Origin of the sequence: Sphingobacterium zeae (genome assembly GCF_030818895.1) — a bacterium.
Classification (GTDB): Bacteria; Bacteroidota; Bacteroidia; order Sphingobacteriales; family Sphingobacteriaceae; genus Sphingobacterium; species Sphingobacterium zeae.
The window spans coordinates 5,333,166-5,346,426 of record NZ_JAUTBA010000001.1; the positions used below are offsets into that span (position 1 = coordinate 5,333,166).

Consider the following 13,261-nt stretch of genomic DNA (forward strand, 5'->3'; position numbering starts at 1 on the left):
AAACGACTTAATAATCATTTGGCTTAATCTATTCTATACAAACTGTTCGTTATCGAAGTTTTTGGATCAGCTCACTTTCAGTAACCTTTATTTGCTCACCACTTTCCATGTCCTTTAAAGACAATTGCCCCGAGGCAGCCTCTTCTTCCCCTACCAATAACACATAAGGAATTCCTTTACCATCCGCATACCCCATTTGTTTTTTCAATTTTACAGGAGTAGCATAAAGTTCCGAAGCAATATTTTCTTGACGAAGTTTGTTCAGTAAGCGAAGTGTATACACTTCGAGTTGCTTATCAAAATTAATAATAAGAAGTTTTGTGGTTTCTGCTCTTCCGGTTGGATAAAGATTCAATTCTTCAAGTACATCATAAATTCGGTCAGCACCAAAAGAAACCCCGACTCCAGTCAACCCCTTCAGTCCAAACATCCCTGTGAGATCATCATAACGACCGCCTCCACCGATGCTTCCCATGGCAACCTCATTCGTCTTGACCTCAAAAATACAGCCCGTATAATAATTTAGACCACGAGCCAATGTAATATCCAGATCTATGATTTGATTAAGCAATTTTTCTTCAGCACCTAATTTACCGACATACTCAAACACTTCCTCAATCTCGGCAATACCATTCAAACCGATGGCAGAAGTGGCTAAAATCGCTTTTAAGGAAGACAGTTTCTCTTTATTCGAGCCTTCCAATAAAATGATCGGTTTCAAAATAGCAAGATCCTCTTCCGTAAAGCCTCTCTCAACCAATTCTTTGTTGACACCATCCAAGCCGATTTTATCCAATTTGTCGATCGCTACAGTCATATCGACAATCAACTCTGGCTTTCCGATAATTTCGGCAATACCTGATAGAATTTTTCGGTTGTTGATTTTAATAGTAAAGTCTTTCAGTCCAAAACGCTCGAAGGCTTCTTGATAAATCAAAATGAACTCCGCTTCATTTAATAAACTTTCAGATCCAACCACATCCACATCACATTGATAAAACTCACGATATCTTCCGCGCTGTGGACGATCAGCACGCCATACGGGTTGTACCTGGAACCGCTTAAATGGTAAAGCAATATCATTCTGGTGCATTACGACGTAACGCGCGAAAGGCACAGTAAGGTCATATCTTAGCGCTTTCTCTGAAATATGTGGAATGAGTTTATTGGAATTTTTATCTTGAAGCAGGCTGTCTGGCGCCTTTGCCATGTAATCACCCGAATTAAGAATTTTAAAGATCAGCTTATCACCCTCATCTCCATATTTACCGGTAAGTGTGGTTAAATTTTCAAATGAAGGGGTCTGTATTTCACTATAGCCATATTTTTTGAATACCGTTTTTAATGTATCGAAAATATAGTTGCGTTTGATCATTTCGGAAGGCGAAAAATCACGCGTTCCTTTTGCCAAAGAAGGTTTTACTACTGCCATATTTGGCAAAGTTAATAAAATCCTTTATTCTACTTCTAGAATTTTAAGGAATTCACAGGCTTTCTCCGCAGCTGATTTCTCTGCAGATTTTTTATTAAAATCGCGACCTAGTCCGCATACGACACCATCAACAACGGCTTCAATACTAAACATTTTAGAAGATTCCCCCTGCGGATTGTCTGTCTGTTGAAATACAATCTCTTTCCCCGTATGCTGACACCATTCAATCAACCTACTTTTAAAGTTTGTTTCAGTCTGTTCTAATAGAAGAATATCAACATGCGGCTTAATGATTCTATTCAGCAGAAAGCTTTTGGTAAAGACATAGCCTTTATCAAGATAAACGGCTCCTATTAATGCTTCGAAAGCATCGCCCAGTAACGACCCTTGTTTATTAGGAAAACTGATCATTCGTGCATCGAACTGAATCAGTTCATTAAATCCTAATTTTCGGGACAGCTGATTCAGATTTGCTCTACTGACAATCTTCGAGCGCATTTCGGTCAAGAAACCTTCATCTTTATAAGGATATTTCTTAAATAACAATTCGGCGACAACCGAACCCAAAACAGCATCACCTAAGAATTCCAAACGTTCGTTGCTATTCTTTGCGCCCTCTTTAATTGTAATAGCCACAGACTTATGTCTGAAAGCCATTTTGTACAAGTGTACATTTCCGGGAACAAATCCAAGCAGGTTTTTTAGTTTTCTAACGTATTCCCGCTCCGGCGAAATATATAATTTATATATCCTAGCAAAAGGCATCTCTTCTAAAAATAAGGCGACAAGTCCTAATTAAAGAACCTGTCGCTAGCTCATATTATCAAACCATGTTTGAAGGATCAAACATTAAGCTTTATATTTTTTCACAATAACGGTAGCATTATGCCCTCCGAAACCAAATGTGTTACTCAATGCTGCGTTAACAGTTCGTTTTTGCGCTTTATTGAATGTAAAATTCAATTTATTATCAATTTCTGGATCATCTGTAAAGTGATTGATTGTCGGTGGGACAATATCATTTTGGACAGCAAGAATAGAAGCAATAGTTTCTATCGCTCCTGCAGCTCCCAAAAGGTGCCCAGTCATTGATTTAGTTGAACTGATATTCAGTTTATATGCATGTTCACCGAACAGATCGACAATAGCCTTAGTTTCACTAATATCGCCAACAGGCGTAGAGGTTCCGTGAACATTGATATAATCAATATCTGAAAAATCCATCTCTGCATCGTTGACTGCCATTGTCATGGCTAGCTTAGCACCCAAACCTTCAGGATGCGAGGCCGTGATATGATGTGCATCAGCACTCATTCCACCACCAGCAATCTCTGCATAGATTTTAGCTCCACGTGCCAAAGCATGCTCTAAGCTTTCCAAAATCAAAGCACCTGAACCTTCACCAGAAACAAAACCATCTCTATCTTTATCAAAAGGACGCGAAGCTGTTTTTGGATCGTCATTCCGAGTTGACAAAGCGTGCATTGCATTAAATCCACCAATTCCAGCTTCATTAACTGTTGCTTCTGATCCACCCGTAACAATCACATCAGCTTTCCCCATACGAATATAGTTGAAAGCATCTATCATTGCATTGGTAGCTGACGCACAGGCCGATACTGCAGAAAAGTTAGGACCACGAAGGCCATGACGCATAGAAATATGTCCTGGAGCAATATCAACGAGCATCTTAGGAATGAAGAAAGGATTGAAACGCGGGGTTCCATCTCCTTTTGCAAAATTTGCAACTTCTTCAGTAAAGGTTGTTAAGCCCCCAATTCCTGAACCCCAAATTACCCCGATACGGTTTGTATCAAGTTTTTCAAAATCTAAGCCAGCATCCTTAATTGCCTCATCGGTTGACGCAATTGCATACTGTACAAAAGGATCGACTTTACGAGCTTCCTTACGATCCATAAAATCATGTGGATCAAACCCCTTTACCTCACACGCAAACTGAGTTTTGAATTTTGACGCATCAAAATGCGTAATAGGAGCAGCCCCGCTTACACCATTTATTAAAGCCTCCCAGTAAGCTGAGACGGTATTACCAATTGGTGTAAGGGCGCCTAATCCTGTTACTACTACTCTTTTAAGCTCCATTTATTACGATTAGCCTAATTAAATTAGTTAGTTAACGTTTTTTTCTAAATAAGCGATTGCTTGACCAACAGTACCAATAGTTTCTGCTTGATCATCAGGAATAGCAACGTTGAATTCTTTTTCAAACTCCATGATCAACTCAACAGTGTCAAGTGAATCAGCACCTAAATCATTAGTGAATGAAGCTTCTGGTGTTACTTCGTTTTCGTCAACACCTAATTTTTCAACGATAATTGCTTTTACTCTTGAAGCGATATCTGACATGATTTTATAGTTTAATTGTTTAATAAATCTGTGCAAAGAAAAATAAATTTCATCAAAATTCAAACCTAAAATGATATTTAGATGAAAGTCACCATGTTAGGCGACCGAACTTATTCGCGTCTTATACTAGCTAACCCACTCTATATTAACTTAGTTCAAGTATAACAAAAAATATTTTGTATTCCAAACGCTCAGCTAATTAACTCAAATTTTACACAAAAAGTATATTCCAACCTTAAAATTATTAGTACCTTCGCTATAAAAGGTAGATAAATTTAAGCATTAAAGTGGTCAATAAGTTAGTAACACGATTAGATATGGACATGGAAGAAGAGTTGGATTTCACCCTACTCGCCATCACCTGCCCGTTGAAAGATTACCGACTCTGTCACTTCATCAACAAGGAGACTAATCTCAATTTTTCCAGAGGAAAGGAAAGCAAATACGATCATGATGGACGACAAAAAAATAAATCCGAAGAGGAACTAGAATATCATATTGTTTATGATCCAAAGAAAAAAAACAACTACCACTTCACTGCTTTTCATTATCTTGTACCCGACGCTGACACAGAATATTTCCTGATCAACAATAAGAGCATCGAAGGAACTTATTTAATTCCTGAAAACCCGCACTTTGATTTTTTTATCATTATCAAAAACTTCATCTGCGAAGAAGATGTAGCGCATATGATCAAAAGGATCAGCAAATTACCCGAAGTCGTCATCGCAAAAGAAATATCACCAAAAATATTGAAATCTAAAGAAAATCTCATATTTTAGCAAACTGTAGGTTAGTGTAGCAAATACACTCCCGTTTAGATCTAAATTAATTCGATTTAGTTTTGACAAAACACAACAACATAGCTCGCTATTTGTTGTGATTAATGAAGAACATTTAAAATACAAAATAACAGATGGAAAAAGTTCAAAAAAGGACTAAAATTGTCGCAACATTAGGCCCTGCCTCGGCAGACAAACAAGTTTTGACCAACATGATTGCCAAAGGGGTTGATGTGTGTCGGTTGAATTTCTCTCATGGCAGCCAGGCAGATCACCTTAAGGTAATCGAAACTATAAATGCAATAAATAATGAAACAGGATTCAATGTTGCCATCTTAGCTGATTTACAAGGTCCGAAAATTCGGATCGGAAAAATGAAAGAAGGTGGAGCTGTTCTGGTGAACGGTTCAAAAGTTGAAATCACCACACAAGAACTTATCGGAGACGAAAACAGAATCTACATTACATACGAAAACTTTCCAAACGATGTTGAAGCCAACGAAATCATTTTACTTGACGACGGAAAACTTCAACTTCGTGTTTTAGAGACTAATCATAAGGATACAGTTACTTGTGAAGTCGTACACGGTGGTGTCCTTACTTCACGTAAAGGTGTTAATTTACCAAATACAAAAGTATCTATTCCTTCATTGACAGAGGAAGATTTAGATAACCTGAACTTTGCTTTAGACCATGGCGCTGACTGGATAGCTATGTCATTCGTACGCTCGGCTGAAGACATTGCGCAATGTAAAAAAATCATAGCGGCAAAAGGAAGTCATGCGCGCATAATCGCAAAAATTGAAAAGCCTGAAGCGATCGAAAATATTGATGCAATTATCGAAGCAACAGATGCTGTTATGGTTGCTCGGGGAGATCTAGGTGTTGAACTTCCCATGGAAGAAGTACCAGGACTTCAGAAGATTATTGTACAAAAATGTAGAGATCTTTCTAAACCAGTAATCATTGCAACACAGATGTTGGAAAGCATGATCACCACACCTCGTCCTACACGTGCTGAAGTAAATGACGTCGCCAACTCTGTGTTAGATGGGGCTGACGCAGTTATGTTAAGTGGAGAAACATCTGTAGGTGAATTCCCTGAAATTGTGATCGAAACAATGAGCAAAATCATTATTCACGTGGAACAAACTTCTTATCCTTATTATAATGAGAAAGTTAGTGAAATCCACGATGGCACACTAATTCCTGATGCTATCTGTGCTTCCTCCGTCTATCTTGCTCAAAAAACAAATGCCTCAGCAATTGCAGTACTGACCTCATCTGGAGCGACAGCGTTTGAAATTACAAGTTATAGACCAAATGTAGATATCTTAGTTTTCACAGGAACACAAAAACTTTTGAAACAATTAAGCCTACTTTGGGGTGTAAAAACCTTTATCTATGACAAGTTTGAAAGCACGGATGGTTCTATCCATGATGTCAACAAGTTTATTGTAAAAAACAACTATGTTAAACCCGGTTCAATTATTATCAATACGGCTTCTACACCGTTAATTGAAAAGGGTAAAACAAATACTATCCGTGTTTCTCAGTTATAGGAAACATAGGATTAAGCCAAAAAAATAGCGTTCTACATAGAACGCTATTTTTTTTGTCTGTTTTGATATAAGGAATCAATCCTTAATTTAAACCTCTCCATCTTTAGTGAATCGCTTATTCGTTTAAGTGGAAGATCAGCCGCTTCCCGACCTGCTTTAGGCATCCTTTCTGTCCCGGGCATCGGAGCTAGGCTGTCCATACGCCTTAATTTCTTAACGGGCATGCGATACTTTTCACCTGCCGAATCCAATTTAAGAATAGGCATTTTTGCTTCTTTTTCCTGAATTAAAGGAATCTGTGGACTTACCCTAACCTGCCCCAAAGCGACGGTTCCGACCGAAGCCAATGTCAGTAATAATACGTAAATTTTCATTTGTATATCGTTATTTAATAGTATTTAAATGCATATAAGTATAAGCAAACGTAAACATTCCGCTTATTCAGTCCTGATTATTATAGATTGCATTCAACAATATAGCTCACAACTACTCATGAATTTACTAGCTAGTTCACTCATCAGTCAAGCTACCTGGCATTAATTAAAAATCGACTACTATGGCCAGATTCACGGCATACCTCATCACTATGCACTAATTTACAAACAACAACACCTATATTTAAACAGCTTGCTGTTAAACATTGTTAAAACAGCTTCAAAACACATCAGCATCTTTATATTTGTAACAATTTAGAAAATGAGCTGTTCATCATGGGACTATCAGAAATTGGTCTCAAGATAAATATGCAAATGGAAACACACGATACGCTATAAACTTTGTGATAAAGTAAAAATCATATTTATTTAATCCTCTAATCAAATGAAGAAAAATAGCATTGTATTAATCATTGGACTGATGTCATTGGCCCTTATCGGCGTCTTGGCTATGCAATTCTATTTTTTAAGAGATTCTTATCGTCAAAAATCCCAATTGTTTGATGAATCCGTCAATGCTGCGATAACAGCTGTTGCAGGAAAATTGGAACGCCGGGAAGTTGTTGACTTTGCTAAAGTTCAACAAGAACGAAATCTTGAAAAATCCAAACAAGAACAGGCAAAACAAAGACTTTTGGCCGAACAACTCGAAATACAATATAGAATTGAAGAGCTAAAGAACAAGCAGCATATTATTTTCTCCAACTTCAAAGAGCAAGAAGATCAATTACGTGCGTTATATCCTAATGTCATTGAAATCAAAAATTCATTTTACGAGACATATATCAAAAGACCAGAGTACCAGAAATATATCAAATTTTCTGTTTCAAATGAGCTTACCGATGACAATCTCGTACAAGCCTTCATCATGCTCAACGCATCAAAGGTAGATGATCAGGTGAGCGGAAAAGATGATAGTACGCGCTTTGTTATTCCTTTACTTGATGGCCTGGTTGATCAGCAAACCAAATTCAGGGTAGCCACCTTACCTCCGAGAGAGAATGCGAAACTTACAAAAACAATCGCTGATTTAGAAAAAAGACTGGATGTGCTTAATAAAAAGAACTCTTGGTCGGGGTTTAACGTTTACGATTCTGTTGCCATGTTGGGGGGTAAAAAGGCTGACTATATAGAAGATGTCGCTATTGGAATGGAATTGGCTAAACGCCCATTGAAAGATCGTCTGAATATTATCATCGTTCAAGAGCTTATCAAGGAGGAATTGGCTCAACGCGACATTAGAGCGCCATTTAATATCGAAATATGGAGCACAAACAATATTTTACTCAATAATATCCTTAACGAAGCGGCTTTAAAAAATCCTTCAAATACAACACGGTACTCCACTGCTCTCTTTAAAGGCGACATTGGTGCTGCACCAGGCAAATTAACGATTTATTTTCCAGACAAAAAGGCGATTATCGCAGATAATATGGGTTATCTCCTTTTGCCTATGCTTGCACTACTTTTTTTATTGGTAGGGTGTTTTGCATACACGCTGATTATCATCTTTAGACAAAAGAAAGTTTCGGAGATGAAAACAGATTTTATCAACAATATGACACATGAGTTTAAGACGCCAGTTGCGACTATCATGATTGCTAGTGAATCGCTTAAGGACCCGGATATCAATGCCGATCATAAACGCGTTCAAAAATTAGCCAATATCATCTACGACGAGAATGTTAGGTTAGGGAATCACATCGAACGTGTACTTGATTTAGCTCGACTAGAAAAAGAAACCTTAAAACTAGATCAGGTAGATGTTCATATTAACGATCTTATTTCAGCGGTTACAGACAGTATGCAGCTGAGAATGCAAAATATTGGCGGAAAATTCACTATTGATCTGGCAGCCACTAAGGATATTGTCGTTGGTGACGAACTGCACTTCTCAAACGTATTTTATAACCTATTGGATAATGCAATTAAATACAATAAAGGAGACTTACATGTGAATATACAATCAAAAAACGTCGGTGATAGTATTGTGGTCACTATAGCTGATAACGGTATCGGTATGAGCCGAGATCACCTTCAAAAGATTTTTGACCAGTTTTACCGGATACCTACGGGGAATGTCCACAATGTAAAAGGGTTTGGTCTCGGTCTAAGTTATGTACAAGATATTTTGAGGAGACTGAACGGAAAAATTACGGTTAAAAGCGAAAAAGATAAGGGCACGACCTTTGAAGTAATTTTGCCTACAAAAAAATAAAAGGTTCCTTTTTTGTATATTTCCTCTGTAAAAGAATTTCAAAGGTAGAGGAAGCTGATTTATCAGCATCAAGGGAATTCGTTAAAATTAAAGTATTCATTATGCAAAAGATATTATTAGCAGAAGACGATCCTAATTTGGGGGATCTTTTAAAAGACTATCTCGAATTAAAGGGAAAATTTGACGTCACACTATGTACAGATGGTGATGAAGCAATATCCCAATTCAAGAAAAATAACTATGACCTCTGCATCTTCGATGTGATGATGCCTAAGAAAGACGGCTTCTCAGTTGGACGTGAAATCAGAAAAACAAACAATACTGTTCCAATAATCTTTGCCACAGCAAAAAGCATGATGGAAGATAAAACTGAAGCTTTTGAACTTGGAGGAGATGATTATATTACCAAGCCGTTTCGGGTTGAGGAATTGTTACTTCGCATCAATGCCCTGCTAAAACGCAGTGTTCGGGATAAAGAAGAAGAGGTAGTTGCAGACAAATTTGAAATTGGCGATTATTTCTTTGATTACACAAGTCAGCAGATTTCCTATAAAGGGCAGATGCAGAAACTATCGACTAAAGAAGCTGAACTATTACGCCTGCTCTGCCTAAAGAAAAATGATGTATTGACAAGAGAGGAGGCCTTATTAAAGATATGGCATGATGACAACTATTTTACTGGTAGAAGTATGGATGTCTTTCTCAGTAAACTTCGAAAATACCTGAAAGAGGATAGTAAAGTTGAGATTGTAAATGTACATGGCAAAGGTTACAAACTTTTGGTAAGCTAAAAACACAGGGAATGAGTCAATCGATCATTCCCATTTTTTATCTGTCACGCAATGAATTATGAAATAAAATAGTAATTCGATGAGAAGAAGAGAAAAAAAGCATCTCGTTCTTAGTAGAATATAAAAAATAGGTATACTTTCATAAAAAATTTGCATTTTTAAAATAATTACGTACCTTAGCATCGCTTATAGAGAAAGGCAGAGGGAATAGACCCGATGAAGCCTTAGCAACCTGTCCCTTGACAAGGTGCTAAATTCTACCCATTGTATATGGGAATGATAAGCCGAAGTCACCAAATTCTAGTGTGTCCTTCTCTCTCTAGCAAGAAATATAGTTGAAAAAAAATATTAAAAACATTCATTATGTTATTGACTAACAATTTAGGTTACCCTCGTGTGGGCGCGTTCCGCGAATTGAAAAAAGCCAATGAGGCCTATTGGGCTAAAAAATCTTCTGTTGAGGAATTATTGGATACCGCAAAAAAAATACGTGAAGGCAATTGGAAAACACAAAAAGATGCTGGAATAGATTTGATCCCTTCCAATGATTTCTCCTTTTACGATCAAGTATTGGATTTAACCCTTACGGTTGGTGCAATTCCTGCCCGTTACCATTCCTTATTGAATAAAGTAGACAACAATTACAGTTTAGATCTATATTTCGCTATGGCTCGTGGTTTCCAGCAGGAAGGAATCGACGTGACTGCAATGGAAATGACCAAGTGGTTAGATACCAACTACCACTACATGGTACCAGAATTTACAAAAGATCAAGAATTTAAATTGACTTCTGAAAAATTCTTAAACGAATACAATGAAGCAAAATCATTGGGCATTGACACTAAACCAGTTTTGCTTGGTCCGATCACTTACCTATTGATCGGTAAAGAAAAAGAAGCTGGCTTCGACCGTATCGATTTATTGGATAAACTTGTGCCTGTATACGAGCAAATATTGGCTAAACTAGCTGATGCTGGTGCACAGTATGTCCAGATTGATGAGCCTTTCTTAGCATTGGATCTAGATGCTAAAGTAAAAGCTTTATATCAACCTACTTTCGAAAAATTAGCTGCAGCAGCAAAAAATATCAAATTAATCGCAACGACTTACTTCGAAGCTTTAAAAGACAACGAAGATATCGCAGTTAACTTACCTATCCATGCTTTACATTTGGATCTGGTACGCGGTGAAAACCAATTGGATACGGTATTGGCTAAAGTTCCAGCTTCATTAACATTATCTTTAGGTATTGTTGAAGGCCGTAACATCTGGAAAAATGATTACGAAAAATCATTGGTTAAAATCAAACAGGCTGTTGATGCATTAGGAAAAGACCGTGTTTGGGTGGCTCCATCTTCATCATTGTTGCATGTTCCTTTTGACCTAGATAATGAGCATAATGAACAATCATTACCTGCTGAAGTAAAGAATTGGTTAGCATTTGCTAAACAAAAATTAGCTGAGGTAAAAGACTTAGCTGTATTGGCAGAAGGCGAAGTTGATGCGGAAACAGCGAAACGTTTTAAAGCGAACAAAGCTGCTGCTGAAAGCCGTCGCACTTCTCCATTAATTCACAAACCTGAAGTTAAAACACGTACAAGCAATATCACTGATGAGGATGCAAAACGCTCTTCAGCATTTGCAGACCGTAAAGCGGCGCAACAAGCGAAGTTCAACTTGCCGGCATTCCCGACCACCACTATCGGTTCATTTCCACAAACGAAAGATGTTCGTAAATGGAGAGCAGACCTGAAAAAGGGTGCTATTACGCAGGCAGAATACGATAAAGCAATCGCAGAAGAAACAGAAAACACCATCCGTCTTCAAGAGCAATTGGATATCGACGTATTAGTACATGGCGAATTCGAACGTAATGACATGGTTGAATACTTCGGTGAACAATTGGCTGGTTACGCATTCACACAAAATGGCTGGGTACAATCTTACGGTTCACGTTGTGTAAAACCTCCGATTATCTATGGTGACGTATACCGTCCTGAAGATATGACTGTACGTTGGTCTTCATATGCACAATCATTGACAAATCGTCCGGTTAAAGGTATGTTGACTGGTCCTGTAACAATCTTACAATGGTCTTTCGTACGTAACGATCAACCGCGCTCAACAACGACTTACCAAATTGCATTGGCGATCTTGGATGAAGTACAAGCCTTGGAAAAAGCAGGTATCAAAATCATACAAATCGATGAACCAGCTATCCGTGAAGGATTACCGTTACGTAAAGCTGATCAAAAAGATTACTTGAACTGGGCAGTACGTGCTTTCCGTGTCTCTTCATCAAATGTTGAAGACGATACACAGATTCACACACACATGTGTTATTCTGAGTTCAATAATGTGATCGAAGATATCGCTGCAATGGATGCCGATGTTATCACGATTGAGACTTCACGTTCTCAAATGAAATTATTGAATGCTTTCGCCGGTGATTTCAAATATCCAAATGATATTGGTCCAGGTGTTTATGACATTCACTCACCACGTGTTCCAAGCAAAGATGAGATGGTAGATCTATTGCGCAAAGCAAAAGCTGTAGTTCCAGCAGAACAACTTTGGGTTAACCCTGACTGTGGTTTGAAAACTCGTGCTTGGCCAGAAACCAAAGCGGCTTTAGAGTCTATGGTTGAGGCTGCGAAAATCTTAAGAGCAGAATAATTCTTACACTATATTGATAAAGCCCTAGCTGAAATTTCAGCTAGGGCTTTTTTATTGTATTTATATTAATATAAATTTGTAGCCAGATCGTGGGTCTACTTATGAGCAGTATTACTTTCTTTCTTACTATTTTTCCCACTTCCTTTACTAATTTCCTGTTTTCCTTTAATCCGCTCCTCAATAGACTTCAGACTTGACGAAAAATCGAGGTCAACATTTTCAAGTTTAGCCTTTTTTAACGCCTTCAACGCCTTTTTGTATTTTCTCATTTTTTCAAATAGAAGTGCTTTCTTGATCCAGATTCCTGTCAAGGGCATGGCCGGAAGTGTCAAAGCAAATTTGATCGTCTTTTTTGCAGCTTCATATTCCCCCATATCAATCAATGTCTGAATGAAATAAGGATATACTTCCAGTGCCTGAACATTATGCACCAAAGCTTCCTGGAAATACCTTTTTGCCTGCTCATAGTCCAATAGCTGTTCGGCATGAACTCTTCCCATCAAACACAGCGCCATTGTATTGGACTCATCATAGGATAGCGCATAGGATAAGGATTCCATGGTCTCCTCCAAATACATCGGATAGTTATCCAGCGCCTGAAGGACATATTTATTTACTAAATTCATAAAATTTTCTAAAACATAACATTCATATCCAGCTTTCACGATAACGTTGAAAGTAACTGGATTTTTAAAACTCCTGAATAAGCTAAGCATATTGGAAAAGTGGACTATTATTTCGAGCGCCACGTTTTAGCCAATATCAACCTAGGTTACTTAACGTATTAAGAAGAAGATTAGGAAAGGGCCGTATTCCGAAGAATATTCCCGAGAATCTTCTCTGTGGACGAAGCGGGATTTTCTAATATTGCAAACATATTCTTCCGTTTTTATTAATTACGCTATTGAATTGCAAAGATTCAAAATATTTACCAAATTCCAAAAACTTTTGATTATTAATCTGTTATATTATTCAGCACGATATTGGCATATTATTGTC

The 13,261-nt window shown here is 37.7% G+C and carries 11 protein-coding genes and 1 riboswitch; of the genes, 5 read left to right on the plus strand and 6 right to left on the minus strand.

The annotated features are described in order from the left end of the window. Window positions 1-49: 49 nt before the first annotated feature. The 4 genes from hisS to QE382_RS22495 all read right to left on the minus strand — a co-directional run bounded on the left by hisS (window position 50) and on the right by QE382_RS22495 (window position 3,799). Window positions 50-1,432 (minus strand): histidine--tRNA ligase, encoded by a 1,383-nt coding sequence (gene hisS, locus QE382_RS22480; protein WP_307187840.1) that lies wholly within the window; start codon window positions 1,430-1,432, stop codon window positions 50-52. A gap of 24 nt (window positions 1,433-1,456) precedes the next feature. Beyond that, window positions 1,457-2,197, minus strand: a complete 741-nt coding sequence (gene rnc, locus QE382_RS22485) for a ribonuclease III (protein WP_293887599.1) — start codon at window positions 2,195-2,197, stop codon at window positions 1,457-1,459. An 84-nt stretch (window positions 2,198-2,281) separates the two neighbouring features. Then, the gene (fabF, locus tag QE382_RS22490; RefSeq protein WP_209577662.1) at window positions 2,282-3,535 is read right to left on the minus strand and encodes a beta-ketoacyl-ACP synthase II; all 1,254 of its coding nucleotides are present in this window, start codon (window positions 3,533-3,535) and stop codon (window positions 2,282-2,284) included. A 27-nt stretch (window positions 3,536-3,562) separates the two neighbouring features. Beyond that, window positions 3,563-3,799 (minus strand): acyl carrier protein, encoded by a 237-nt coding sequence (locus QE382_RS22495; protein WP_028070665.1) that lies wholly within the window; start codon window positions 3,797-3,799, stop codon window positions 3,563-3,565. Between the two features lie 317 nt (window positions 3,800-4,116). Between QE382_RS22495 and QE382_RS22500 the strand changes: the two genes are divergently transcribed. Both QE382_RS22500 and pyk read left to right on the plus strand, forming a co-directional pair. Beyond that, complete coding sequence (locus QE382_RS22500) at window positions 4,117-4,581, plus strand: IPExxxVDY family protein (RefSeq protein WP_307187841.1); 465 nt, start codon at window positions 4,117-4,119, stop codon at window positions 4,579-4,581. A gap of 134 nt (window positions 4,582-4,715) precedes the next feature. Next, window positions 4,716-6,143 carry a pyruvate kinase gene (gene pyk, locus QE382_RS22505; protein ID WP_307187842.1) on the plus strand — a complete coding sequence of 476 codons (1,428 nt, stop codon included), beginning with the start codon at window positions 4,716-4,718 and terminating at the stop codon, window positions 6,141-6,143. Window positions 6,144-6,187: 44 nt separating this feature from the next. Here the strand turns inward: pyk and QE382_RS22510 are convergent, their stop codons facing one another. Continuing rightward, a complete protein-coding gene (locus QE382_RS22510; protein WP_307187843.1) occupies window positions 6,188-6,517 on the minus strand; it encodes a hypothetical protein in 330 nt (109 codons plus the stop codon). Between the two features lie 445 nt (window positions 6,518-6,962). Here QE382_RS22510 and QE382_RS22515 point away from each other — a divergent pair, with 445 nt between their 5' ends. From QE382_RS22515 to metE, 3 genes are all read left to right on the plus strand, one after another. Then, window positions 6,963-8,795, plus strand: a complete 1,833-nt coding sequence (locus tag QE382_RS22515) for a sensor histidine kinase (RefSeq protein WP_307187844.1) — start codon at window positions 6,963-6,965, stop codon at window positions 8,793-8,795. A gap of 101 nt (window positions 8,796-8,896) precedes the next feature. Continuing rightward, window positions 8,897-9,586, plus strand: a complete 690-nt coding sequence (locus QE382_RS22520) for a response regulator transcription factor (RefSeq protein WP_307187845.1) — start codon at window positions 8,897-8,899, stop codon at window positions 9,584-9,586. Window positions 9,587-9,769: 183 nt separating this feature from the next. Beyond that, window positions 9,770-9,872: riboswitch (SAM riboswitch) on the plus strand. A gap of 77 nt (window positions 9,873-9,949) precedes the next feature. Beyond that, a complete protein-coding gene (metE, locus tag QE382_RS22525) occupies window positions 9,950-12,262 on the plus strand; it encodes a 5-methyltetrahydropteroyltriglutamate--homocysteine S-methyltransferase (protein ID WP_370877888.1) in 2,313 nt (770 codons plus the stop codon). Between the two features lie 95 nt (window positions 12,263-12,357). On the opposite strand, the gene QE382_RS22530 is transcribed toward metE, so the two are convergent. After that, complete coding sequence (locus QE382_RS22530; protein WP_307187846.1) at window positions 12,358-12,888, minus strand: hypothetical protein; 531 nt, start codon at window positions 12,886-12,888, stop codon at window positions 12,358-12,360. Window positions 12,889-13,261: the final 373 nt, after the last annotated feature.